This is a genomic window from Streptomyces sp. NPDC002088 (genome assembly GCF_040296605.1).
Classification (GTDB): Bacteria; Actinomycetota; Actinomycetes; order Streptomycetales; family Streptomycetaceae; genus Streptomyces.
In genome coordinates this window covers 121,221-146,826 of the sequence record NZ_JBEOXO010000002.1, presented here as the reverse complement: position 1 = coordinate 146,826, position 25,606 = coordinate 121,221, and the positions used below count along the sequence as shown (strand labels likewise).

At 68.8% G+C, this 25,606-nt stretch carries 19 protein-coding genes; 9 read left to right on the top strand and 10 right to left on the bottom strand.

Annotated elements, in window-relative coordinates:
• Positions 1-98: 98 nt before the first annotated feature.
• The 4 genes from ABT114_RS04405 to ABT114_RS04390 all read right to left on the bottom strand — a co-directional run bounded on the left by ABT114_RS04405 (position 99) and on the right by ABT114_RS04390 (position 4,573).
• A complete protein-coding gene (locus ABT114_RS04405) occupies positions 99-473 on the bottom strand; it encodes a hypothetical protein (protein ID WP_351138479.1) in 375 nt (124 codons plus the stop codon).
• Positions 470-2,929 (bottom strand): AAA family ATPase, encoded by a 2,460-nt coding sequence (locus tag ABT114_RS04400; protein ID WP_351138478.1) that lies wholly within the window; start codon positions 2,927-2,929, stop codon positions 470-472. The genes ABT114_RS04405 and ABT114_RS04400 overlap by 4 nt, the downstream gene beginning before the upstream one ends.
• Before the next feature lie 198 nt (positions 2,930-3,127).
• A complete protein-coding gene (locus tag ABT114_RS04395; RefSeq protein WP_351138476.1) occupies positions 3,128-3,757 on the bottom strand; it encodes a hypothetical protein in 630 nt (209 codons plus the stop codon).
• A gap of 183 nt (positions 3,758-3,940) precedes the next feature.
• Positions 3,941-4,573: an Rv1352/Rv1906c domain-containing protein gene (locus ABT114_RS04390; protein WP_351138474.1), complete on the bottom strand. Its 633-nt coding sequence runs from the start codon at positions 4,571-4,573 to the stop codon at positions 3,941-3,943.
• A gap of 232 nt (positions 4,574-4,805) precedes the next feature.
• On the opposite strand from ABT114_RS04390, the gene ABT114_RS04385 reads away from it, so the two are divergent.
• The 5 genes from ABT114_RS04385 to ABT114_RS04365 all read left to right on the top strand — a co-directional run bounded on the left by ABT114_RS04385 (position 4,806) and on the right by ABT114_RS04365 (position 14,491).
• The gene (locus tag ABT114_RS04385; protein WP_351138472.1) at positions 4,806-6,947 is read left to right on the top strand and encodes a DNA methyltransferase family protein; all 2,142 of its coding nucleotides are present in this window, start codon (positions 4,806-4,808) and stop codon (positions 6,945-6,947) included.
• Between the two features lie 17 nt (positions 6,948-6,964).
• Positions 6,965-8,587 carry a class I SAM-dependent DNA methyltransferase gene (locus tag ABT114_RS04380; RefSeq protein ID WP_351138470.1) on the top strand — a complete coding sequence of 541 codons (1,623 nt, stop codon included), beginning with the start codon at positions 6,965-6,967 and terminating at the stop codon, positions 8,585-8,587.
• Between the two features lie 412 nt (positions 8,588-8,999).
• Positions 9,000-9,803, top strand: a complete 804-nt coding sequence (locus tag ABT114_RS04375) for a restriction endonuclease subunit S (protein ID WP_351138468.1) — start codon at positions 9,000-9,002, stop codon at positions 9,801-9,803.
• On the top strand, positions 9,800-13,078 hold the full coding sequence (locus tag ABT114_RS04370; protein WP_351138466.1) for a type I restriction endonuclease subunit R: 3,279 nt from the start codon (positions 9,800-9,802) through the stop codon (positions 13,076-13,078). The genes ABT114_RS04375 and ABT114_RS04370 overlap by 4 nt, the downstream gene beginning before the upstream one ends.
• Positions 13,079-13,234: 156 nt before the next feature.
• Complete coding sequence (locus ABT114_RS04365; protein WP_351138464.1) at positions 13,235-14,491, top strand: hypothetical protein; 1,257 nt, start codon at positions 13,235-13,237, stop codon at positions 14,489-14,491.
• A 140-nt stretch (positions 14,492-14,631) separates the two neighbouring features.
• Here the strand turns inward: ABT114_RS04365 and ABT114_RS04360 are convergent, their stop codons facing one another.
• Together ABT114_RS04360 and ABT114_RS04355 are read right to left on the bottom strand one after the other, a co-directional pair.
• On the bottom strand, positions 14,632-15,072 hold the full coding sequence (locus ABT114_RS04360) for a DUF5615 family PIN-like protein (protein WP_351138462.1): 441 nt from the start codon (positions 15,070-15,072) through the stop codon (positions 14,632-14,634).
• Complete coding sequence (locus tag ABT114_RS04355) at positions 15,072-15,707, bottom strand: DUF433 domain-containing protein (protein WP_351138460.1); 636 nt, start codon at positions 15,705-15,707, stop codon at positions 15,072-15,074. The genes ABT114_RS04360 and ABT114_RS04355 overlap by 1 nt, the downstream gene beginning before the upstream one ends.
• Positions 15,708-16,180: 473 nt before the next feature.
• On the opposite strand from ABT114_RS04355, the gene ABT114_RS04350 reads away from it, so the two are divergent.
• The 4 genes from ABT114_RS04350 to ABT114_RS04335 all read left to right on the top strand — a co-directional run bounded on the left by ABT114_RS04350 (position 16,181) and on the right by ABT114_RS04335 (position 19,929).
• Positions 16,181-16,612 carry a hypothetical protein gene (locus ABT114_RS04350; protein ID WP_351138458.1) on the top strand — a complete coding sequence of 144 codons (432 nt, stop codon included), beginning with the start codon at positions 16,181-16,183 and terminating at the stop codon, positions 16,610-16,612.
• Positions 16,613-16,706: 94 nt separating this feature from the next.
• Entirely contained in the window at positions 16,707-16,877 is a 171-nt protein-coding gene (locus tag ABT114_RS04345; protein WP_351138456.1) for a hypothetical protein, read from the top strand.
• A gap of 509 nt (positions 16,878-17,386) precedes the next feature.
• Complete coding sequence (locus tag ABT114_RS04340; RefSeq protein WP_351138454.1) at positions 17,387-18,466, top strand: DUF3500 domain-containing protein; 1,080 nt, start codon at positions 17,387-17,389, stop codon at positions 18,464-18,466.
• Positions 18,463-19,929 carry a HupE/UreJ family protein gene (locus ABT114_RS04335; RefSeq protein ID WP_351138452.1) on the top strand — a complete coding sequence of 489 codons (1,467 nt, stop codon included), beginning with the start codon at positions 18,463-18,465 and terminating at the stop codon, positions 19,927-19,929. The genes ABT114_RS04340 and ABT114_RS04335 overlap by 4 nt, the downstream gene beginning before the upstream one ends.
• Before the next feature lie 166 nt (positions 19,930-20,095).
• Here the strand turns inward: ABT114_RS04335 and ABT114_RS04330 are convergent, their stop codons facing one another.
• From ABT114_RS04330 to asnB, 4 genes are read right to left on the bottom strand one after another with little or no spacing between them, the layout of a single operon-like run.
• Positions 20,096-21,523 (bottom strand): dihydroorotase, encoded by a 1,428-nt coding sequence (locus tag ABT114_RS04330; protein ID WP_351138450.1) that lies wholly within the window; start codon positions 21,521-21,523, stop codon positions 20,096-20,098.
• Entirely contained in the window at positions 21,511-22,662 is a 1,152-nt protein-coding gene (locus tag ABT114_RS04325; protein ID WP_351138448.1) for an acyl-CoA dehydrogenase family protein, read from the bottom strand. Before ABT114_RS04325 ends, ABT114_RS04330 begins: the two co-directional genes overlap by 13 nt.
• A 59-nt stretch (positions 22,663-22,721) precedes the next feature.
• A complete protein-coding gene (locus ABT114_RS04320; RefSeq protein ID WP_351138446.1) occupies positions 22,722-23,771 on the bottom strand; it encodes a PrpF domain-containing protein in 1,050 nt (349 codons plus the stop codon).
• Complete coding sequence (gene asnB, locus ABT114_RS04315) at positions 23,768-25,594, bottom strand: asparagine synthase (glutamine-hydrolyzing) (protein ID WP_351138444.1); 1,827 nt, start codon at positions 25,592-25,594, stop codon at positions 23,768-23,770. The genes ABT114_RS04320 and asnB overlap by 4 nt, the downstream gene beginning before the upstream one ends.
• Positions 25,595-25,606: the final 12 nt, after the last annotated feature.

The following is a 25,606-nucleotide window of genomic DNA, read 5'->3' as shown; positions in this document are numbered from 1 at the left end:
CCTCCCCCTGCAGCGCCCCGAGAGGCACCGCGCGCCGGGCATATGCCCGGCCCCCGGCAAAAGACTTATCAGACACATGGGTCAGCTGTGAATATTGGTCAATGAGGCAATTCCCGTACGAGTTCGCCGACTTCCGCACGCCATGAGTGGACCTGGTCCCGGGTGGGGCCGATCTCGTACTGGTGGTAGTGACACCCGAGGCAGAGGTGCGACCAGACGGCGTTGGCCCTGCGGGCGGTCGTCGCGGCGGTGTAGCAGCGCAGGCAGAGCATCTTCGCCCGCGTGGTGATGCCGGCCAGTCCCGGCATCGCGGCGTCGAGCGTGCGGTCGACCGCGATCTCCAGGGCGGTCCGCAGGGCGAGGGAGGCTCCACGGTGCCGACCGGCCGCCGAGGCTTCGACGCTGGGGTCGGAGAGCAGCTGGTCGGCTGTCAGCAGCAGCTCGTCGATCGAAGTACTTGCGGCGCCGGTCACTTTGCCACCTCCGTCTTGCGCACCTTCTGCGCGAGCTCGCTGATCTCGGTCACGAAGCGGTGCGCGTCGGCGATGCGGGTTCCCGTGGCGTGGGCACCGCTCTGGCACTGATTGAGGAGGTCCACCGCACGCGGGCCGCAACGGGCGCGGAGCTCCCGGTAGACATCGCCGGTGCGGTCGATATCGCCGAAGAAGGCCAGCGCGGCCATCTTCATGAGCTTGTCCGCGCCGGCCACGGCGGACTGCAGATCGAGCTCGGAGCCTCCCGAGCGGTGGTGCTGGATCCAGGCCGCTTCGACGAAGGCGTTCTCCAGCGCGATTCGGCACAGACTGGGGAGCACGTGGGTGCGGGCCGCCTCCGGCAGATTCTCGGTGCTGGCAAGAGCCCTGGCGTCCGCAATCGCCTGGCTGACCGGGTCGGTCACGGCCTTGACGTTCACCTTGGACGCCTTGCCCCGCTCGACCTCGAAGCCCGTGACCGGCAGTTCCTGGGTCGTGAAGGCGCGCTGGAGCCGGGTGTCGTGGGTGAACACGACCACCTGCCGGTGCTCGCCGAGCTCGTGCAGGACCTGGGCGAGCCCGTTGACCTTGGCCGGGTCCATGGACTGCACGGGGTCGTCGATGACGATGAAACCGAACGGGCTGTCGGCGGTGGCGGCCCGGGGCAGGAACAAGGACAGCGCGAGAGAGTGCTGCTCTCCCTGGCTCATGACGCTCAGCGCCGAAGCCTCTTCCCCGTCGACGGTGACGTCCATGACGAGCTTGCGGACGTTGGCCTTCTCGCTGCCCTGAAGGCTCACCGACTGCAGCTCGATGTCGCTCTCCTGGCGAAGCTTCTCCCAGATCCGCTGGGAGTGGCCGGTGAAGCCCTCCATACGCCTCTCCCGCAGCTCCGCGGTGAGAGTCTTGACCCAGGTGCGGGCCTTCCTGACATGGCCGAGCCGGGGCTCGGCGTCCGCCGCGGCGCGGGCCTTCTCCGTCCAGCTCGCCAGGCGCGTGACGAGCTGACGCCACCGTTCGTCCCGCTTCTCCAGCTCCCGGACGGCGTTGTCCTTCACGGCGGCGCAGGCGTCGGCCAGGGTCAAGGCGGTGTCGTGGACGCGCTGGACGAGCTCGCTCGGGTCGCTGACCGCCCGGCAGGCGAGCCACGCGTTCCACGGATCCGCGAGGGAAGCAGGGATCCGATGGGGCCTCTCCACGAGATTCTGGGCCGCCCGTGCCGCGGACCGCAGTTCGCCGCGCGCGTCCTCGGCGGTCTTCGCCTCCTGGCGGAGCAGGGAGATCTGAGCGGTGGCGCCGGCGGCCCACGCCGAGTCGAGGACCTGTTCCGTGCCGCAGACCGGGCAGGACTCCTCGTCGGGGTGACGGTTGTTGTGGGCCAGCGCCTTCTCCAGAAGACCGGCGCGCTGCAGGGCGTCCTCGGCACCGGTCAGGCGCACGTCCTCGACTCCGGCGAGTGCCTCGCGCAGCCGGTCCACCGCGGCCCCGACCTGTTCCAGATCCGGGCCCTGCACCTCGACCTCGGCGCGCAGCTCGGCGAGGATGCCGTCATCGTCGGCGGGCAGCCCCGCCACCAGCCCTTCGAGGGTCGCGAAGTCCGGCCGGCCCTTCGTCTCGATGGCCACGAGCGCCTGGACCGCACGCTCGTCGTCCTGCAGCGTGTACAGCGCGGCCTTGATCTCCGGCAGCTCGTTCTTCGCCGCCTTGACCGCGTCGCCCAGCGCCTTCTCCTGCTGCCCAAGGTGGTTGTACGCGGCGCTAAGGTGCCCGAGTCCCAGGATCGTGGCGATGGAGTCGTACATCTGCGAGGGCTTGCCGCTGATCATGCGGCCGAGGTCGACGTACGACAGGAAGGGACGGTAGTCCGTCAGGGCCTGGTTCCAGGCCGCCTGGTCCAGGGGGACCGTGCCATGTCCGGGGCGCCGGAACGTGCCCGCGCAGTCGGTGATGCCGTGACCGGTCCAGGTGCGGCTGAGCGTGCTCCGGCCGCTGTCGCCCTCGACGGCGAGCTTGAGCTCGATCTTCGTCTTGGCCCCGTCGTGAAGGTTGCGCCAGTTGCTGGTGCGTGTCGCGTCCTGTCCGAGCCAGCGCATGTTCGTGCCGGTGAACGCCGTCTCGATGGCCTCGGCGATGCTGGACTTGCCCGAGCCGTTGCGGCCCACGACGAGCGTGACACCCGGCCGGGGGCTGAGGGTGAGCCGGGTCTGGGGGCCGATGCCACGGAACCCGGCCACGGAGACGGAGTCGAGGTAGATCCGGCCCATGGGCGAGTTTCCCGGGGTTGCGGCGCTGCCGAGTGCCTCGGCCAGGAGCGCCTTCACGGGTTCGCCGAGGGGCGCCGCGGCCAGACGTGCCTCCACCAGCTCGGCGAGCGACACGGGCTCGGTGGCCGGCGCCTGCACGGCGGGGTCCGTGGAAGAGCGTGCGTTCTGCTGGTTCTGCTCTGAACTGGTCATGAGGGCCTTCCTGAAATTGGTGCCGGTTCGGAGGGATAGGGCAGCGGCGGACGCCGTAGACGTGGGTGTTCGATCGCGTCGGTGGCCGACAGGGCGGGGTTTCGGACTCGACGTGATCGGTCGCAAGGGTGCCGATGAGCCGTGGGTGAGGTGTACGCGGTGCACGCGCCGACGGGGCGTCGCTCGCGCTTCGAGCGGTCAGCCGCCGAGCGTGAACTCGAGTCCGCCTGCCTGCAGGGCGGCCTCCGTCTGCGTGAGACCGCCGCGGTGGGACACCTCCACGGTGTAGAACTTCGAGCCCGGGGTGATGTCGTCGACCGTGAAGGGAAAGACGCACCCGTCCTCGGTCTTCTCACCCAGGCCGAGAGAACCGGTGGCGACCAGGGTTCCGTCCGCATCGGTGACGTTGACCTGGGTCCCGAGGTCGATGTCGGAGTAGCCGCCGGTTCCGGAGCACACCTCTCCGGTCTCGAGTCCCGCGCCGACTTCGGCGAGCGTGAGCGTGCCGTCGGTTTCGAACGGGGCCGGCGCCCGGCTTGCTCCGTCCGTGGCAGCGGCCGACGGGCCGCCGCTGCTCTTCGCCGGAGCCGCGTCGGGACCGAGCAGGGACAGCGAAGCCCAGCAGATGCCCACGGCCGCAGCTCCGGTGCCGATACCGAGAAACAGCACGGCGGTCCGCGAGAGGCGGGCCCAGAGGGAACCGCGCGCCGGCCCGGGTATTTCCGCCGGATCGCTCGACGGCGCGGACTCGGACATGGGCGGGACCTGGCCGCTGGGCGGGGGCGGGTCCTGAGCGGAAATCTCGGCGGACTGCTCGGGCTCGGACATGGCGATGCTTCCCCTCGTGAGTGATCGGGAGCGGAACGGAGGTGGGGTACGCGGAGGGACGGGCGGACGGGCCGCAGGCGCGGAGAGATCGTCCGGCGAGCAGCGGCCGGGTAACGGTCTGCCCAGGTGGATGGGGAGCCCTGACGCGTTGGTCAGGCGGCCGAGGAGGGAGACTCCTCGACGTCAGCCGACCTTCTGCCAGTCCTGGCAGCCGCTGGTCTTGAAGTACTCGCCCTTGTTGACGGTTACGCGGCCCTGCCCCTGGATGTTGTCGTTGGCGATGATCGCGTCGAACTCGCCGGAGGCGTTCTTCAGGCGCGCCCAGTAGCAGTTGGGGATGACGCTGTCCTTCTCAGGGCCAGAGGTCCGGTAGGTGCCGGCCTGGATGTCCTCGCCCACGAGGTACTGACCTTCACCCGAGAAGCTGCTCGAAGGGCCGGACTTCTTCACCGGCTTCGGCTTGGCGGTGACCGTCGCCTTGACCGTCTCGGTGACGGTCACGGCCGGCTTCGGTTCGCCCGCGGCGGCCTTGGTGACCGTGACGGCCGGGGCGGGACCCGAGGAGCCCGCCGTACTGCCGGACGCTCCACCGCCGCCGATCGAGGCACCGAAGACCAGCGCGACGAGCGCCGTCGCGCCGTGGGTGAGCCAGACCTTGCGCCGTGAGGGCGTGCGCCCGGCGGGCGGCAGGCCCGGTACGGGCGGCTGGGTGAACGTGTGCGGCGTCGGCTGCGGAGGCACCGTTCTCCAGCCGGGGCCTCCGCCCATGCCTTCCGACGGCTGGTGGGCGGGCGGCATCGAGGACATGTCAGTCATGGGGAGACCTCCGGATCGCGATTGCGGTGAGCACCGGGTGTCGGTGCGCCGAACGAGCACCAGAGTGGGACCGGAAGGCTCAGAAATCCGTTGGAGATGCTGATAACCGGGGTTATCAGCTTTCCTCTCCTCCCTTTTTCCCCTTCGCTGTAGGGTTCTGCCTGCCTCGGGGCCCCGCTGACCGGCCGGCGAGGATGCCAACAGGACCGGTACGGAGGGGGGAGTGGAGCGAGTGACCAGCACACGCGAAGAGGCCGTGTCGCCCATCGTGCCCGAGCGGCCGGCCTGGCGGATCACGTATGCGGAAATCGCCACCCTTGCCCAGGTACGCCGGCCCGTCCCCACCACCTGGAGCCGTAGGCACCCCGACTTCCCCGCCCCCGTCGCCCACGAGGAAGGGCGGCCCCTGTTCGACGCTCGTGCGGTCGTCGACTGGCTGACGACGACGGGCCGCGGCAACGCCGATCCCCGCCACCTGCGGGCCGAACTGGCCCTGTACACCTTGGCCGCCTGGCGGACGCCGGCCCTTTCGGCCTCCGTCCTGGTGGGGGCGCTGACCGCGCTGATCTGCCTGCGCCGGCAACTCGACGTCCCTCTCTCGGGCCAGAGCTGGGACGCGGTCCTCACCCAGGCCGACGAGCTCGATCCTGAGGACACGTACGTGTCAGCCGAGTTGAAGGCCGTCCCGGAGCCGGACCGCATCGGTCCCGAGCTGGCCGCGTTGGCCGACGAGCTGACCGAGGCCGCCTACACCCCCGCCGAGGCTTTCGACTGGGTCTTGGAGGCCCGGCGCCGCCTCGGCTCCCACGACCTGGCCGCCGACGAGCCCACCCCGGCCGTGGTACGCGCCCTCGCTGCCCTGTCCGGCGTTGACACCCTCGACGAAGGCTCCGTCGTCGCCACCCCGCACGCACGCTCCGGCGACCTGCTCGCCGCCCTGCACGCCCGGGCCGCCGAGGACTCCGGCCACACCTACCTCGCCGCCGACCCCGACCCGGTGCGGGCCCGCCTGGTCCGCCGCCGGATGCTCGTCCGAGGCGTGAACGAGTTCGACCTCGGCGTCACCGAGGGGGAGGACCTGCCCGTCGACGACTGGGGATATCCCCATCTGCTGGTCTCAGTCCTCCCCTACGAGTCGGGGGAGAACCGCAGCCCACAGGTCGTCCTGGAACAGGTGCAGGCACTCACCGACTACCTCGACGAAGGCTCGACAGCCGTCGTTCTCGGCCCCGCCGACGTGCTCGTCCGCCCGTTCCCCCGGCACAGCGAGGCCGACCGCCTGCGCCGGTCCTTCCTCCGGGACGGTTTACTCAAGGCCGCGGTGAGCCTGCCCGACGGCGCGTTCCTCTACCGTCCCGGCTACCGCACCGCCCTCTGGGTGCTGGCCCGCACCTCGGCGGAACACCGCACGGGCCTGGTCCTCCTCGCCGACTACTCCGCGCAGCCGCTCAGCGACACGGTCCTTGACGCGCTCGCCGAGGACATCGCCATCTGGCGCGCCGCACCCTGGCGCGGCGACCGCCGCCACGAACCCCGCCACGCGGTGATCGTCCCCGCGAAGGACCTCGACGACCGGCCGGGCGCCGCCTTCACCACCCAGCACCGCCCGCCCATGGCCCGCTACACCCGGGGCGTCATCGAACGTCCGGTCCGCATCAGCGCCCTGGAGCAACGCCTGACGGAGCTGCACGACCAGGCCCGGCAGCACGCCGACCTGCGCACGGCACTGAGCACCCAGGCCGTGCTGCGCCCCGACGACCAGCCCGTGCGGCGCACCACCGTCCGCCGGCTCCTCGACGATCGGCGCCTGCGCCGCCGCCCCGGGCACCGTTTTGCCGACGAACACCTCACGGCAGACGGCCACTACGCCGTGCTCACCCCCGACGAGGTCCTCGGCATCGCACGCCCAGGCGGGCGCCGCATCGACCGCGGAGTGCTCCTCACCGGCTACGAACACGCCCTGTTCACCGAGCCCGGCGACATCGTCGTCACCACGAGCCCCCGCTTCGGCACCTACGTCGACGAAGCGGGCCTGTCCCTGGTGGCAGCCCCGGCCCGCATCCTCCGCGTCCACCCCGACGCCGACCCGCCGGTGCTGCCACGGGTGCTCGCGGCACTGCTGCGGGCGGCCGCCGCCGAGTACGCGCGCACCAGCGGCGCGGTGCGGGCCTCGCGCGGCATCGAAGACCTCCTCATCCCCGACCTGAGCCGGCGCGAGGCCGAGCGCTTCGACACCGTGCTCGCGGAGATCGAGACCCGCGCGCACCTCCTGCGGGAGCAGTCCGCCGCTCTCGACGACCTGGTCCGCCTCACTGCCGCCGGTATCGCCGACGGCACGCTCACCCTCCAGAACCTCCCCGGAACCGACGACTGAAGGAGATGGTCTGTCCCATGGCTACCGCTGCGAAGAAACCCACCGATCAGGCGGAGTTGTTCAGCGCCTCCACCGCCAAGGAGATCCAGGCGATCCTGTGGAAGGCCGCTGACAAGCTGCGCGGCTCCATCGACGCCGCGCAGTACAAGGAGTTCGTCCTTGGTTTGATCTTCCTGAAGTACGTCTCCGACGCCTTCGACGAGCGCCGTTCCGAGCTCGCCGCGGAACTCGCCGATGACGGCATCACCGAGGACCGGATGGACGACTTCCTGGAGGACCGGGACGAGTACACCGGTGCCCACGTCTTCTGGGTACCGGAGACCGCCCGTTGGACGTGGATCGCCACCCACGCCAAGAGCCAGGGCGTCGGCAAGCTCCTCGACGACGCGATGGACGCCGTCATGCGCGAGAACGCCTCGCTCACGGGCGTCCTGCCGAAGATCTTCAACCGCGACAACGTGGACCAGAAGCGTCTCGGTGAACTCGTCGACCTCATCAGCGACGCCCGCTTCGGCGGCAGCGGCGACAAGCCGGCTCAGGACGTGCTGGGCGAGGTGTACGAGTACTTCCTCGGCAACTTCGCTCGGGCCGAGGGCAAGCGGGGCGGCGAGTTCTACACGCCGCAGTCCGTCGTCCGGCTGATCGTGGAGATCCTGGAGCCGTACGAGGGCCGGGTCTACGACCCGGCGTGCGGCTCGGGTGGCATGTTCGTCCAGGCGGCCAAGTTCATCGAGGCGCACGCCGGGCGCGCCCACAAGGCCAACATCTCCGTCTTTGGCCAGGAACTCAACGAACGCACCTGGCGCCTGGGTAAGATGAACCTCGCCATCCACGGCATCGACGGCAACCTCGCCCCCCGCTGGGGCGACACCTTCGCCGACGACAAGCACCCCGACCTCAAGGCCGACTTCGTCATGGCCAACCCCCCGTTCAACATCAAGGACTGGGCGAGGGACGAGGGCGACCCGAGGTGGAGGTACGGGGTACCGCCGAAGGGCAACGCCAACTACGCGTGGCTCCAGCACATGATCTCCAAGCTGGGCGAGCGGGGCACGGCTGGCATCGTCCTGGCCAACGGCTCCATGAGCTCCCAGCAGAGCGGAGAGGGCGAGATCCGCCAGGCGCTGGTGGAGGCCGACCTGGTGGCCTGCATGGTCGCCATGCCGTCCCAGCTGTTCCGCACGACGCAGATTCCGGCCTGCCTGTGGTTCCTGGCCAAGGACAAGACCCCGCAGGGCGCGAAGCGCCTGGACGACCGGCGCGGCGAGATCCTGCTCATCGACGCCCGGAACATGGGCGAGATGGCCGACCGTACGGAGCGTGTGCTGACGGAGCCCGACCTCGCGAAGATCGCCGGCGTTTATCACGCGTGGAGGGGAACGGCGTCGGCGCGTGAGGCGGGGCTGACGTATGAGGACGAGGCGGGGTTCTGCTTCTCGGCCGACCTCGCGACGGTGCGGGGGCACGGGTACGTGCTGACGCCGGGGCGGTACGTGGGGGCTGTTGAGGCGGAGGAAGAGGGGGCGGAGGCGGTGACGGAGAGGATCGCTGCGCTGACGGGGGAGTTGTACGGGCTCTTCGAGAGGTCGGCGGAGTTGGAGAAGACGGTTCGGGAGCAGTTGGGGAGAGTCGATGCCTGAGAGCCGTTCCTTCACCTTTCAAGAATTGATCAGTCGAGAAGCCTTGGAGATTGGCGACGGCTATCGAGCTAAGAATTCCGAGCTTGGTGGGAACGGGTCCGTCTTCATGAGGGCGGGAAGACTTACCACTCGCGGGTGGGATTGGGAGGGGGCTGAGCGATTTCATGAATCTTTGGAGATTAAAGTCGCAAGAAAGAAATCCCGACCGGGCGACACGGTAATTACTACTAAGGGGAACAGTACGGGGAGGACTGGGTACGTCGCATCAGACTCCCCGGATTTCGTGTACTCGCCACATTTGAGCTATTGGCGTTCTCGAGATTCGAACGTAATCGATGGCAGATACCTTCGCTATTGGTCTCTCGGCCCCGAGTTGACGGACCAGCTTAAGGCGCTTGCGCATGGTACTGACATGGCCCCATATCTTAGTCTCGGTGACCAGAAGCGATTGTCTATCAGCCTGCCGGGGATTTTGCAGCAACGTGCGGTTGCGGGCGTCCTTGGGGCGCTGGATGACAAGATCGCCGTCAACGAGCGCATCGCGACCACGGCTCTAAATTTGGCCGAAGCTTTGTACGTTCAGGCAGCCGATTCATCCGTTTGGCAATCGGTGAATCTCGGAGATGCTGCGCGCTGGATGTCTGGCGGTACGCCTAAGACTAGCGAACCGTCGTATTGGGGAGGCGCGATCCCCTGGATTTCCGCCTTGAGTCTTAAATCTCCCTGGATCGATAGGTCGGACAGGAATGTTACGGAACTCGGCGCCGTATCTGGGACGCGTCTTGTTCCTGCGGATACGGTGCTTTTCGTGGTGCGCGGATCAAGCCTCAAAGAGGAATTCCGGATTGGTATCACGCAATGTGAGGTCGCATTCGGTCAGGACTGTAAGGCTCTGATCGCGCGCAGCGGTATCGATTCGCATGCCCTATTTCACGGTATCCGCAGTCAGACGACGTCCATTCTCGAAATGGTTGATGAGACCAGCATTGGAGCTGGCCGCCTTTCGACCGACTTGATCTCTGCTCTTAAGATCCGGGTTCCGAACGATCCCAGTGATCCAACAGTCGCTCAGGTTCGCAACCTCGATTGCCTGGCTGCGACCAAGCGGCAGGAATCCCAGACACTCACCACCCTCCGCGACACCCTCCTCCCCCAGCTCATGTCCGGCCGCCTTCGCGTCAAAGACGCTGAGAAGATTGTCGAGGATCACACATGACGCACGACGACGAGAGCGGAAGTAGAAGAAGCCAGAACCACCGCCCCCTGGAAGCCGACTGGGAGCTGCTCGCCCTCGACGAGCTCGCCGAGCTGGCCTGGCTGCCGGCCTCCGGCAACGAGTTCGCGCCCGGCTCAGGGCACCGCAAGTCGTGGGACGACCTGATCCTCTACCCTGACCTCCGCGAGGCGATCGAGCGGCTCAACCCCGAGCTGCCTCCGGACGCCGTCCGTGACGCCGTCGGTGTCGCGGCGACTCCGGAGTCGCAGGACACGTACGAGGAGAACCGCACCGCCCACGGTTACCTGACGACCGGCATCCGCTCCGTTGTCTACACCGACGCCTTCGGTGCCGAGCACAACCCGACCGTCCGCCTCGTCGACCTGACGGACCCGGACGGGAACACGTACCGCGCGCTGAACCAGGTCACCGTCGTCGACGGTGAGAAGCGGCGTCGCTTCGACATCGTCCTGTATGTCAACGGACTCCCGCTCGCCGTTCTTGAGTTGAAGCGCGCCGGCGACGAGAACGCCACGCTTCAGGACGCGCACTCCCAGGTCTCCCGGTACGTGAAGGAGTTCCCGACCGCCTTCCGTTACAACGCGGTGGTGCTGCTCTCCGACGGCGTTACGGCGAAGTACGGCACGCCCTTCACCCCGTACGAGCACTTCGCGCCGTGGAACACGGACGAGTCCGGGGCTCGTGTCGACCCGTTCACCGCGGACGGGGACGGGGCGGCCGACTCGGGTCAGAACCTGGCGCTGCACGGGCTGTTCACCCAGCCCCGGTTCCTCTCCCTGTGCCGGTCCTTCATCAACTTCGTGCCGTCCAAGCGGATGAAGCGCATCGCGAAGCCGCACCAGTACTTCGCGGTGACCCGGGCCGCGGAGAAGGTGCGGGAGGCGGCAGCCGGGGACGGGAAGGCCGGTGTCGTCTGGCACACGCAGGGCTCGGGCAAGTCCGAGGAGATGGTGCTCACCACGGCGATGGTGATGAGCGACCCTGCCCTGCTGAACCCGACCGTCGTCGTCATCACCGACCGCAACGACCTCGACGACCAGCTGTACTCCACCTTCCTGGAGAGCGAGATCCTCCCGGGTACACCTCTCCAGGTCGCGACCCGGGCTAAGTTGCGGGAGGAGCTCGCGGCCAAGCGGACCGGTGGCATCCTCTTCACCACCCTGCAGAAGTTCGGTAAGACCAAAGAGGAGAAGGAGTCGGGGGCCGATCACCCGCTGCTCTCCGACCGGCGCAACATTGTGGTCGTCGTCGACGAGGCCCACCGCAGCCACTACGACAACCTCGACGGCTACGCCCGCCACCTCCGCGACGCCCTCCCGCACGCCACGCTCCTCGCCTTCACCGGAACGCCGATTTCCGAGGCCGACCGCAACACCCGCCAGGTCTTCGGCGGTTACATCGACATCTACGACCTCAAGAGGGCCGCCGACGACGGCGCGACGGTCAAGGTCTTCCACGAGGGCCGGGTCATCAAGCTCGTCCTCGGCAAGGACGTCGACCCGACGAAGATCGACGAGGAGGCCGACCGCATCACCGACGGCCTCGACGACACCGAACGCCGCCGGGTCGAGACGGCCGTCGCCACGATGAATGCCATGTACGGCTTGCCGGCCCGTGTCAGGGATCTCGCCGAGGACCTGGTGGCGCACTGGGAGGAGCGGCGCGAGCGGATGCGGCCGTTCGTCGGCGTCTCCGAGAAGGGCGGGGCGGCCGGCAAGGCGATGGTCGTCTGCGCGACCCGCGAGATCTGTGTCCGGGTCTACGACGCCCTGCGCGAGCTGCGGCCGGAGTGGCACAGCGACGAGCCGTCCAAGGGCGCGATGAAGATCGTCTTCTCCTCGAACTCCCGCAAGGACGAGGACCACCTGCTCGACCACGCACTGCCCGACGGCCAGCGCAAGGCGGTCATCAACCGGGCCAAGGACCCCGACGACGAGCTGGAGCTGCTCATCGTCAACAACATGCTGCTGACCGGCTTCGACGCCCCGCCGGTCCACACCATGTACCTGGACCGTCCGCTCAAGGGCGCCAACCTGATGCAGGCCCTCGCCCGGGTCAACCGCCGCTTCCGCGGCAAGGAGGACGGTCTGCTCGTCGGCTACGCGCCGCTGACGGAGAACCTGCAGAAGGCGATCGCCGAGTACACGGACGCCGACCAGGAGGACCGCACTCTCGGCCAGGACCTGGACCGCGCGCTGGACGAGCTGCGCAACGAGTACGACATCCTCAGCGACATCCTGCGCGGCTTCAACTGGCGTGCGCGTCTTGAACAGCCGACAGCGAAGGCGTTCGTCAACGCCGCCGGCGGGGCCGCCGAGTACCTCCGGAACGCGCGTACCCCCGGCAACGATCCGGAGAAGCTCGACGACCCCCGCCAGACCGTCGGCCGGCGCTTCCGCGACCACTCCCACCGCCTGGAGCGCTTCTACGCGCTGTCCTCCAGCGCCACGAACATCGGCGAGCGGTTCCCGGACCATCCGACCTGGCGCCGGGACATCCAGTTCTTCGTCGAGGTCCGTGCCTACATGGCCAAACTCGACGCGTTGGAACGCGAGGCCCGCGGCCTGCCCGTCGCCCGCGATGTCGAGCTGTACCTCGCCCAGCTGACCTCGTCCGTGGTCGAGACCGGCGGGATATCGGACCTGTTCGCCGAGGCCGGCCTGGAGATGGCCGACCTGACGCACCTCAACGACGCGCTCGTCGCCAAGCTCCAGGGCAGCGAGACCCCGCACCTCGCGGCGGAGGCGCTGCGGCGGCTCATCGAGCAGAAGATGCGCGAGGTCACACGTCACAACATCGTCCGCCGCACGGCCTTCTCCGACCGTCTGCAGGACCTGATGATCCGGTACACGCGGCAGCAGTACACGAGTGCCGAACTCATCGCCAAGCTGGTCGAGATGGCCAAAGAGGTGGTCGAAGACGCCAGGCGCGGCGAGAAGTTCGACCCGCCGCTGAACTGGCGCGAGCTCGCCTTCTACGACGCTGTGGCCGAGCACGACTCGGCGCAGGAACTCATGGGCGATGAGATTCTGGCGAGCATCGCACGCGACCTTGTCGCGGAGGTCCAGAAGAAACTCAAGCCCGACTGGATCGCCCGCGAGCCGGTCCGCGCTGGTCTCCGTAGCGCCATCAAGCGCCTGCTGGCTCGCCACGGCTACCCGCCGGACCGTCGTGCGGAGGCGGTGAACCTGGTCCTGAAGCAGATGGAGCACTTCGCCGACGAGTGGGCCACCACCGGTATGCCGGACAGCTGAGCCCGCGCGGCCACGTCGGCGCAAGAGCAGTGCACCCACGTCCCGACCGGGTCGGGGCCGAGGTCTCCCGCCTTCGGAAGACCTCGGCCGCGGCCCGGCGATCACTCTGCGAACCCCGACCACCTTCGATGCGAGAAGCCACTTCAGGAGCGGACCATGGGCAACGAGATTCAGCTGATCAGCGACGGGGATGGGCTGACAGTCATCGGGAGCGCCAAGGATGTCGAAAACTTCCTCGCTTCGGAGGGACTGCCGTCCAAAAGCCTCGGACCGCGATGGTACAAGTCCGTCTTCGCTACGGGTGCTGCAGTCGCAGAGGCAGGATCGGAGATCGCCGCCAACTCCGCTCACTGGGTGAAGCTGACCCCGAAGTCGGCGCTGCTCCTCAAGAAGTATGGCCTGAGGGAGAGCGCGAAGACGGGGCTCAGCACGGGTGTGCTGAAGGGGCAGAAGGGTCAGATCAAGGGATTCCTCGAGTTCGCGCACGCGCCCCGATCGCTCCTGTCCAACCCGGCGACTCTTGCCAACGCCGGGAAGTTCATGGCGCAGGTTGCGATGCAACAGACCATGGACGAGATCACTGACTATCTCGCCGCGATCGACAAGAAGGTCGACGACGTACTGCGTGCCCAGAAGGACGCTGTGTTGGCCCGCATGATCGGAGTGGGCTTCGTGATCGAGGAGGCCATGACCATCCGAGAGAAGCGGGGCAGGGTCGACGAGGTCACCTGGTCGAAGGTGCACGCCGCGCCGGCGACGATTGCGGAGACGCAGGCGTACGCACTGCGTCAACTCGACGCGCTCGCGGAGAACATGGAGCGTCAGACCAAGATCGGCGATCTCGCCACGATGGTCAAGGAGGCTGAGGGCATCGTTCGAGAATGGCTCGCTGTTCTGGCTCGCTGTTTCCAGTTGCAGGACGCGATCGCCGTACTCGAACTCGACAGGGTGCTGGACGCGTCCCCCGATGAGCTCAACGGGCATCGCCTCGGCCTGAAGGCCGCCCGGCAGGACCGGCTGGAGCACATCTCGCGGAGCACCGAAACTCTGCTGGCCAGGATGAACGCCGCTGCTGGCGTGGCCAACGCCAAGGTGTTGCTGCACCCGACCACGTCCCCGGCTGTGGTCCAGTTGAGTAACCAGGTCGCGACCGGCGTCCATGACTTTCACGTGCGGCTCGGAATCGAGTCCGGTGGCGACTCATCTGAGGCGAGGCGATGGACGGAAGCTGCCCTGGAGGTGAGGGACAAGGCGTTGGAAACAGGAGTAAAAGGTGTTGATGCTGCCCGAAGCCTTGGCAACGAGACCCTCGACCGGGCCAACTCGGTGAAGAACAAGCTCTCCAGCGGTATCGTCGAGCGAGCGCGTCGTCTGCGCGGGAACGACGAGCAAGGCGACAAGAAGACTGAGTGAGCGCCGACCATCCCGGCATGCCGGACGATTGACGCACCCTCCTGCCGGCTCTGCACCAGAAGGATCACCATCCGACCCTGAGTCAGGTGGTCGTCATGGCTTCCCGCCACGTCGGGTATGCGGCAGGAAGCGTCGCTCGTCTACCGTGGCCAGTAGGACGGCGGTGAGACGGACGGGTCCACACGCTCGAAGCGGTGCTTGCTCACCGGGTTCAAGCCCTTGATGTGAATCAGCTGCTGTGTGTCTGCTTCGTTGAGCTCGCCGACGATCAGGGGCATGGCAGCTACCACCGCGCCCATAGCCAGGCCCAGACCGGCCATGCCCTTGTGCGCCTGGCTGAAGCGGATATGGTGCATGCCCGACTTCTTGATGGCCTCCGTCTCCGACGGATCCTCCAGCTGTCGGGCGTCCCTGGTCAGGAAGATGTCGAAACCTTTTCTCGCAGCATCGGGGAGAAGCGCGAGATCCTTCTTGCCTGCCCACTTGATCTCACTGACGTGCTTGACCTCGTGTCCGGGTAGTAGCCGTCTGAGCATCTCCAGCACCTGCACAGGGACGTTCTCGTCGATGAGGATCCGCATCAGGCAGCGCGCGCTCCCGCGCTATAGCTGTCCACATAGAGGGCGAAGGAAGCCGCGTCGCGTGCGGCATCCGCGGTAACGCCGGGGTAGTAATCAGCGATCTTCTCCGGCGGGATGCCGTCCTCCATCAGCTCTGCGACGGAGTCGAAGGGGATCCGCGTGCCCGTGATCACAGGCTGTCCGCCCTGGGTCTCGGGGTCGACCGTGACGTGGTGCTTCGGCTGCAGCAGGTGGGGGACCACGACGCCGGCTCTGGGAGCGAACTCCTGGAGGATGTCCGCCATAGTGGCGATCACTCGTTGGCCAGGACGTTTGACCAGATCGGTGGCGTGGTCACCGTGACCCACGAGGACGATCGAGTCACCCTCGGCCACCAGGGAGTAGCTGGACAGATGCTCGACCTCCCCGATCTTCTTCAGCGTGGCCAGGGCTATGCGGATCTTCTGAAGCGACACGTTCTGACGAAGGTGCGCGAACGCGCGCAGCGCGAGCACGTCGCGGAAGGAGTACAGGGCCGGCCTGGCTGCCAGCTCGGGTCGCAGGATCGGCCCGTTGCCCCGGTCTTGTCGCCACGTGCGCAGTTGTCCGACTGTCGCTCCGGAGAGGGCGGCAGCCATGCGGGTCGAGTACGCCATCCGCTCCCTCCAATCCCAGTCACGTCCTACCGAGCGCCATCATCCCAGTTCCCCGAGCGAGAACGCTACAGAACACCGACAGCGCGGGTGCTCCGGATTCTCTGCATGAGGGAGCGTTGAGGCGCCCAGCATGCGTGAGCCGTGCGTGAGCGGACGGGATGGCACAGTCCGGACCAGGAAGCACGAGCCTCCCGATCGCGCGTCGCTGACCAGCGGAAACGGGACTCGGCGGCACCGTCCGGCCCCCACCGTCACGATCATGCAGGCCCTCGTAATGCGTAGGTCTCGGGTTCGAATCCCGAAGGCGGCTCTGTGGAAGCCTCAGGACTCACTCGCCGTGACCTGGGGCTTTTGCTTTTTTCGGGGCGGGTCGTGGCGGTGGCCTCTGCGGCGCTCTTGCCGACGTGGGGGAGGGGTTCCCGCGCGCGCGATTCGTGCACCTGTTCAGGGAAGGCTCGGACTGTGCGCTGTCCATGAGCCGCCATCTCGGACTTCGGATGATCTACCTGCTGCGGGAGATCAAGGCCCGGTCCGGCATCGAGGACATTGCCGACCTGACCGAGACGCAGGTGCGGTCGCTTCCGCCGGAGCTGTCGGCACTGCTGCAAGAACGCTTCGACCCGGCCCTGGTGCGAGACCGGGCCCTGCCGCTGCGGGAGTTCGGCGCACTGTGGTCGGAGCTCATCGTCCAAGGCGTTGAGTTCCTTGGGTGCGTGCCCGCGGCGGAGCGCACCACACTCGCCGACGAGGACCTGGTCGACACGCCCCGAAAGGAGCTGACCGGCTCGCCGCCTTCATCGGCGTCGCCCCCCTCCCGCGATGGCTGGACGGCGCGTGCGCACTGGTCGACGACAGACGGTGCGGCACCGCAGGGCAGCTGCCGGCGGCCGAACTCGCCGGACTGAGGGAGAGCTGCGCTCCCGGCACACGCGCCCTGGAGGCAGGGCCCACTCATCCGACTTGTCGGTTCAGACCGCGACTTGGCGGAGCGTCTGCTCCGTGCCCGCGCTCTCGCTCGGGCATGGTGGCCGCGCCGTCTTCGTCGGGCTGACCTCCGAGCCGATCCTCGACTCCGTGGCGCTACCGGACATCCACGACGGAATCCGGCGTCTCGAGCAACGCGAGGACGACCCGGACCGCATTGTCGTCACTCCCCTTCCAGGGCAATAGCAGGAAACTCTATTCGCGCGATAAGGGCAGCCTGTCAAATTCATAAGTGAATTCCATGAATTTGCGCCGCGCTGCGGCCTGACTCGAGAATATTTTGTTCACCTGACGATGCATTGAGATTTCAGTAAGAGTGTCAGTAATGTTGTCAACAATCGCGCGAGCGGGCCACCAGGTGCTCGTCGTGCGTTTCAGTCATGCCTGTGGCCGCCGGCAAGCGGTCGATGGGCGTGGGGAAATGTTCGGTATCTACACGGACGTAGTGATCTCGAAGCCGGCCGATGGGTGCTGCCCATATGGCCGGGACGTCATTCCAGGCTTACAGGAGTGGTTTCGTGAGTAGAGAAAGAACCCGTCGAGTACGCACACGACGGACTTGGCGGGGCATAATCGGCGCCGTCGCGGCAATTGTGCTGGCCGGCGGCGGTTATGCGATTGCAAATGCCTCGACGGATACGCAGGCCGTAGCTGTCCAGCGTCCGGTAGACAAGCACGCCACCGGTGTCGGTGCCGTGGTCAGCGCGGCCAACGCGTTCCTGAACACGCTGGACGCCGACCAGCAGGCCGAGGTGCTGCTGGACTTCTCCCAGACGAACGCCACGGCGTGGTCGAACCTGCCGTGCGGCTCGTCCTGCCGTCCCGGCATCCAGCTCGGCTCCCTGACGGACACTCAACTGGCTGCCGCCATGAAGGTGGTGAAGGCGGCCACGGGCACCGGCAAGGGCACCGGGTACGACCAGATCACGCAGATCATCAAGGCCGACGACGTGCTCAACTCGGCGCAGGCCACCAGCACCGAGTCCGCGGGGCCGGCGCCCTCGGGCGGTGCGTCGAGCACGGCCTCGGCGGACCCGTCCGCCTCGGCCACCGATGCCCCGACCGACGTCCCGACCGGCACCCCGCCGTCCGGCGGCACCGGAGGCGGCGGAATGGGCGGCTACGGCAGCGGCGTCTACTTCCTGGCGTTCCTGGGCACCCCCTCGACGACCGGCACCTGGCAGCTGCACTTCGGCGGCCACCACCTCGCCGTGAACGAGACCTACAAGAAGGGCAAGGTGGCAGGCGCCAGCCCGTTCTTCGTCGGGGTCGAGCCGACCACCTGGACCGACGACGACGGCACCACGTACTCGCCGCTGGCGACCATGCGCAACGGCCTGCTCGCCCTGACCAGCAGCCTGAGCACGGAGCAGCTGGCCACAGCCAAGCTCTCCGAGTCGTTCAGCGACGTGCTCCTCGGCCCGGGTGAGGACGGCCAGTTCCCGGAGACCAAGGAAGGCATCAAGGCCAGCTCGCTCTCGCCCAAGCAGAAGCAGCTGGTCCTGAAGGCCATCCACCCCTGGATCGCCAACGTGGACGACGCCACCGCGAAGAAGCTCATGAAGACGTACGCGCGTGAGCTGAACCAGACCTACGTCGGCTACTCCGGCGGCACCGGCCTGGACACCCAGGGCGACTACGTGCGCATCGACGGCCCCGGCGTGTGGATCGAGTTCGTCTGCCAGAACGGCGTGGTGTACCGGAACCAGATCCACTACCACACCGTGTACCGCGACCACACCCGCGACTACGGCAGCGAGTTCACCTTCTCATGACCGGACCGCGAACTTGGCTGACCACAGCACTTCGCCTGGTGGCCGGGATCGCGATCGCGGTACCGGCGGCGCTCCTGCTCGGAGCGTCGCCGGCCGCCGCGCACCCGATGCCGCACTCAGTGGTCCAGCTCGACGTGTACAAGGCCTCCGTCACCGCGCGGCTGGCACTGCCGGTCGGCGACTTCTCCACGGCCAGCGGCATCGATCTGAACAGCATCGAACCGTCCGCCCTGCCCGCCAAGGCCACGGCCATCCGCACCTACCTCGGCAAACACATCCACCCGACCACCCTCAAGGGCCAGGCGTGGCAGGTCAGCATCGGCGCGCTGAGCCTCAGCCGCACCCAGCAGACCTCCACCGGCCCGTACCGCGAACTGGTCGCCAAGGCCGTGCTCACCCCGCCGGCCGGCGGTGACGTACGGCACTTCACCCTGAACTACGACGTGATCGTCCATCAGGTCGTCACCCACGTGACGCTGGTGTCGGTACGACAGGACTGGGCCGCCGGCCGGGTCACCGGCGACGGCGCCACCCAGGTCGGCACCATCCGTCTCGACGTCCGGCACATGAAGGTCCCGCCGCTGACCGTCGACCTCGGCAAGGGCAGTGCCTGGCGCGGCTTCGTCGCCATGGTCGAACTCGGCGGCGACCACATCCTCACCGGCACCGACCATCTGCTGTTCCTGCTCATCCTGCTGCTGCCCGCACCGCTGCTGGCCACCGGACGACGCTGGGACGGCCTGGTCGGCCCCCGCGCCGCGCTCGGGCGCATCGGCCGCATCACGCTCGCCTTCACCGCCGGCCACTCCGCCGCGCTGGCCGCCACCGCCCTCGGCCGCCTGGAGATCCCGAGCCGGCCGGTCGAGGCGTTCATCGCCGCCAGCATCCTCGTCGGCGCCGTCCACGCGATCCGCCCCCTGTTCCCGGGCCGGGAAGCGATCGTGGCCGGCGTCTTCGGCCTGGGCCACGGCATGGCGTTCTCCTTCGTGCTCGCCGAGATGCATCTGTCCACCGGCCAGCTCGTGTTCAGTCTCCTCGGCTTCAACCTGGGCATCGAGCTGGTCCAGCTCCTGCTGGTCTGCCTCGCCCTGCCCACGCTGCTGGTGATCGCGCGGCTGCGGCTGCAGCCCGCGCTGCGGGTGGGCGGCGCGCTGCTCACCGGCACGGCGGCCGTCGGCTGGCTGGTCGACCGGCTCGGCCTGCCCAACGCGGTCGCCAGGGCGGCCGACAGCGCCGGATCCCACACCACGCCGATGCTGGTCACTCTCGCGGTGGCCGCGGTCGCCGCCGTCGGCTGGACACTGGCCACCCGGTGGCGCCCGCTGTTCGAACCGGGCGGTGGTGTCGGCCTCCGGCCACGGTCGCGGCCGGGGGCGGAGGCCGCACCCGGATCGGCGCTCGCGCACAGCCCGCGCGAGCGCGCCGGTCAGACGCTGGACGACTCGAGATCGGGCGGGGGGTAGCCCTTCGTCAGCGCAGCGGCGACGAGTCGGTTCCACGGACCCGGTTCCCGGCGGCAGTCTGAACGCCTACGACTATTGGAGCAACGGCGGGGCGAGCGAGGGGCGGCCACGGCGGCGCGGAAGGCGTCGTTGCTGATGGCCGACGGTCCGAGCAGGTCAGCGGCAGTCACCGGGCGGCCGCCGGCCGGTCCTGGCCGCTGGTGACCGGAGCGGCGACCAGCCAGCGACCCGACGGGGTGCCGGTGAATCCGCTGCGCGTGTCCCACACCGGGCGACCGTCCTTGACGGTCGTCGTGATCCTGCCGGTGAACACCCAGCCCTCGTAGGCAGACCAGCCGCACTTCGACTGGATGGTGTCGGAGGAGAGCTGCCAGCGCTCGTCGGGGTCCAACAGCGCCAGATCCGCGTCGGCGCCCACGACGAGCCGCCCCTTGCCCGGCAGCCGGAACAGGTCGGCGGGGCCCGAGCCCATCAGCGCGGCCAGATGCCGGACCGCCTCGTCGGGGGTGGGCCCGGGGCTGCGGGCCATCAGCCCCGTCCAGAGGGCAGCGACGAGTTCCTGCACCCCGGGCAGTCCCGGTGGAGCGTCGGCCGGCGGCCGGTTCTTCTCCTCGATCGTGTGGGGGGCGTGGTCGCTGCCGGCGGTGGCGGCCTGGCCCCGGAGGACGGCCTGCCACAGCCGCTCCTGGTCACGCTGGGCCCGGATGGCGGGTGACAGCCGGGTGCGGGGGCCGCGGCGACAGGTGTCGGCATCGGTGAACGACAAGTGGTGGCTGGTGACTTCGAAGGTGATGGGCAGCCCCTCGGCGGCCGCCGCGGCCAGCAGATCGGCCTCCTCGGCGGTGGAGGCGTGCAGCACATGAGCCCGGGTGCCGTGTACGCGTACCAGCTCGATGACTTTGGAGACGGCGACGATCGCGCCGGTACGGGGCCGGTGCGGCTCGTAGGCGGCATAGGAGTCCGGCTCGCCGTGCAAGCCGTCCAGCAGATCGAACACATGCTGGGCCTCGGCGTGCAGGACGAGTTGGACGCCGCCGCGGGTGGCCGCCTCGAAGGCGGCCTCCAGCTGCCGGGGATCGCGGAAGACGACGGGAGCCGTGTGGTGACCGGCCATGAACACCTTGGCGGACGTGGCCACGTCGGGGTCGAGGGAGGCGAGCGCCGCGGGGTTCTCCGGATCGGCGCCGATATGGAACCGGTAGTCCACCCAGGAACGGCCCTCGATCATCCGGGCCTTGTCGCGGACCGCGTCCTCGTCGAGCGCCGGCGGCCTGGTGTTGGGCATGTCGACGACCGTGGTGACGCCGCCCGCGATGGCGGCCCGGCTGCCGTGCTCCCAGTCCTCCTTGTACTCCAGGCCCGGAGTCCGGAAGTGGACATGCGAGTCGATCAGGCCCGGTAGGACGTACCGGCCGCGCGCATCGAGCCGGTTGCCGTCCGGGGCTTGGGCCCCGGCTTCCAGGAGGGCGTCGATCAGGCCGTTCCGGATGACTACGGTGCCTTCGCGGACGCCCTCGGGGGTGACCAGCCGGCCGCCCTCGATGACCAGGTCGGCAGTGGCGCCGGGGGAGCGGGGAGTGCTCAGCGGTTCCATGACGTGCTCACCAGTTCCCTGCAGAGATCGTTGGTCGGGCCCATGAGGGCGACGGCGCGAGCGTCCCGTCCGTACCGGATGACCGGGTGTCCCTCGACATATCCGGCGGAGCTGAGGATCAACTCGACCGCCGTGATGACCCGGTCGGCAGCGGCGGACGCGAAGAGCTTGGAATGGAGGGTGGTCGTCCCGGGATCGGCGGACTCGCGACGGCCGGCCCGTTCGACCACGGCGCGTGCCGCCTCGACCTCGGTGGCGAGATCCACCAGCCGGTGCTGCAGGGCCTGATGGCTCAGCCCGAGGCGCGCGGCGTGCTCGTGCGCGCGGTCCAGAGCGGCCTGGGCGAGGCCCACGGCCACCGCGCCGAGCGTCGCGCCGCTCTCTCTGACGCGGGCGATGATTCCGGCCGCCGCCCCGATGGGGCCGAGCCGTTCCGCGTCGGTGACGTAGCAGTCGTGGAGCGAGACGAATCCTGTGGCGGAGCCGCGCATCCCGGCGAGGCGCAGCGAGGTGTCCGGCCGGAGACCGGGGTTGTCGCCACGTACCAGGAAGAAGGTCTGGTCGGCGGCTCCGTAGCCCGAGTCCCCGGCTGCCTCGGCGGTGGGGGCGGCACCGGACCGGACGAGCACGAGATAGATGTCGGCAAGGCCCGCGCTGGTGGTGAAGGACTTGGCGCCGTCGAGAATCCAGCCGCCGTTCTCAGTGCGCCGTCCGGTCGTGGAGAGGTTCTTCTTGTTGGCGCCGGCGCCCGTCTCGCTCCAGGCCGAGGCCGCGAGCCACTCGCCGGAAGCGAGCCGGGGGAGCAGTTGCTCGTGCTGTGCGCGGGTGCCCTGCTCGACGATGCGGCTGCTCACCGCGTAGTGCTGGAAGAGCATGATCGCGGCGGAGCCGTTGACCGCTGCCACCTGCTCGACGCAGCGGTTGAGCCTGACCGGGTCGGCTCCGGCGCCGCCGTACCGGCGCGGCACGGCGAGGCCCAGCAGCCCGGATTCACGCAGGACGCTCACGGCCTCCTGGTCGGGCGTCCCGCTGCGGTCGCAGGCCTCGGCGGAGGCCGCGAGACAGGCACCGGTCCCGGGGTCGAGGAGCCCCAGCGCCGGGTTCGGCGCGGGGGTGTTCAGCTGTGCGGTGGAAGTCATGTGTTGTCCTCGGTCGCAAGAAAGTCCGGCGGGCCGCTCATGAAAGGGCTCGGGACCTGTCACACCGTCAAGGGCAGATGGGCGGATCTCGCCGCGGCGGTGTGGGTGTACGCGGAGTCGAAGCCGATGGGGCCCGACAGCAGCCGGGCCTGTTTCCTGCTGACGCTCACCCACTGGAGCACGGGCTCACTCGACCGCCCGTCGACCTTGGCCACGGCCACCGTGGAACCGCCGGCGGTGTCGATCTCGATGCGTGCGGACCCGTCCGCCCACCTGCTGAGGAAGCGCGCCGGCACGGTGTCCCGGGTGATCGCCGCGGCGGCCAGACAGGTGGTGCCGGTCAGGGCCAGCGTCGGGTGCCAGGTGGGCACCGAGATCGCCCGGGCGGACAGCCGGTCCGGCGCGTACGAGGCGATCGCGGCGACCTTCGGGAACACACTGTCGGCGGGCATCCCCAGCAACGCCGCGGCGGCCAGCCGAATGCGCTGGATCTCGTCGAATACGTCCGCTTCCGCCGCGAACAACTCGGCCTGCGTACCGATCCCCAGATCTCGTGCGTCGACGAAGACGTAGGGGTTGCCCAGCGAGGCGAGAGACACCTCGTAGGTCCCCGAGTCCGTGCTCACCCGGTCCACCGGGCGGCCCGTCATGAGCAGCCGGCTCAGCCGCGTGCCCGGCTGCTGCACGAAGTGCAGCGTGAAGTCGCCGCTGTTCCGGCGGGATTCGTCGACCTCGCAGACGACGTGGTCCCCGTTGTTGAGTACCCGCAGCCGCACCCGGTCTCCGGGGGCCAGCCGCGTCACCAGCCGCAGCTGACCGGCGACCAGCACCGAGGTCAGGATCGAATGACCGCAGCTGCCGCCGAAGTCGAAGGAGTCGAGTGCGTCGGGAAGGCACTGGACGAACCGGTAGTCGAGGTCGAACAGCGGGTGCGGCGAAGCCGAGATCAGCGCGATCTTGAGTACGTCCGCGTGGCCGCCGCGTACGAGCCGGCGGCGGATCTCCGTCAGGAGCGGCCGCAGCAGCTGCTCCGTGTCCGCGATCCCGTCGGTCTCCAGGACCAGGGTCGGACACGGTGCCCCGCTCGCCTTGGCAAGATGGCCGATCACGCTGCCGACTCCTCGGTCGTGGCACGGGCCGGGGCGTCGGCCGAACCCATGCCCGGTACGAACTGCTCCAGCCACAGCTCGTGGACGAGCAGCGACCAGATGGCCAGCGCCGACCGGTCCGAAGGCCGGGTCGCCTGGTCGGCGAACAGCCGGTCCACCGCGACCGGATCGAGCAGGCCGGCCCGCCGCAACCGCGCCGGAGCGAGCATGTCCCGGGCGAAGGCGTGCAGTGCGGAGCCCGGAACCAGCATGGCGGCGATGGGAAGAGTGAAAGGCTGCTTGGGCCGCCCGAGCACGGACGCGGGCAGCAGCCCCTCGGCAGCCGCGTACAGCGCCAGCTTCCCGCGGCCGCCCCGCACCTTCAGTTCGCGTGGCAGCGCTGTCGCGTACCGCACCACGGACGGCTGGCAGAACGGCAGCCGCACCTCGACCGAGGCCGCCATGCTCAGATGGTCGACGCGCCGCAAGTGGTAGGCGGGCAGCCGGGATCCGGTCTCGAAGGCCGTGAGCGACTCCATCCGTGAGGTCCCGGACGAGACGAGTGCATGGGCGATGCGGTCCGCCACGCTGCCGCGGGAGCGGACGAAGTCCCGGTACGCGGGCGCGTACAGGCTCTCGCGCAGCCCGCGCGGGACAGCCGCGAGAGAGTCGAGGTAGCCGGACACCCAGTCACCGTCGGGCGGTACGTCCAGGGCGGCCCGGATCCGGTCGTAGCCACCGAAAAGCTCGTCGGCGGCATCGCCGGTGAGCGCGACCCGGAAGCCGGCGTCCCGGACCGCGCCGAACAGCGCGTAGGTGGACAGCGTGATCGGATCCGCGTTGGGCTGACCGAGATGCCAGACGACCTCGGGGAGCAGCGAGGGGAAGTCGGCCGGGTCGATTTCGACCTGGTGGTGCCGGGTACCGCTGCGCCGGGCTGCTTCACGGGCGAAGTGGCGCTCGTCGTGCGGCCAGTCACCCGCGTAGGCGATGTTGAAGCTGTGCAGGTCCGGTGCCGCTTCGGCGGCCAGCGCGGACACCAGGCTGGAGTCCAGCCCGCCGCTGGTGATCACCGACACCGGTACGTCGGCACGTATCAGCCGGTGCGTCTCGGTGCGCAGCAGTTCGCGTACGCGTTCCCCCGCCTCGCCGGTGTCGGCGGCGACGACGGCGCGGGGACGCGTACGCCGCCGGCTGGTGCGCAGCCCCCCGGAGCGCGTCACGGTCAGGGTGGTCGCGGGCGGCAGCACCCGGATTCCCTCGAACATCGTCTGCTCGCCGAAGGGGGTCTTGGTGGAGAGGTACTCGTCCAGCCCCGGCTCCCACACACCGGCCCGCATGCCGGGGAAGGCGAGGAGCGCGGGCAGCTCGGAGGCGAACCGCAGCCGGCGTGTCCGGTCGTCCCAGTGGTAGTAGAGCGGCTTCATACCCAGTTCGTCGGTGACCAGCAGCAGTTTGGCCTCGCCGCGCAGATCCACCACGGCCACCGAGTACATGCCGTCCAAGTGCTCGGTGAAGTCCGCCCCGTACTCGGCGTACAGCGCGGGCAGTACGGATCCGTCGCAGGTGTCCTCGAAGCGGTGGCCGAGCGCGGTAAGGCGCGCGCGCAGCTCCGCGTGGTTGTAGATCTCGCCGTTGAAGACGACGGTGATGTGCTCGCCGAGACGGTACGGCTGGGATCCGCCGGAAGGGTCCATGACGGCGAGCCTGTTGTTTCCGAGGGCCCAGCCCGCGCCGTCGGCGAAGGTCTGCGCGTCAGGGCCGCCGTGCCGTTGTACGGCGGCCACCGTCCTCAGTTCGTGCCGCGTGACCTGGGCGTCGAAGTGCCCGAAGATTCTGCACATGCCGTGCCTTCC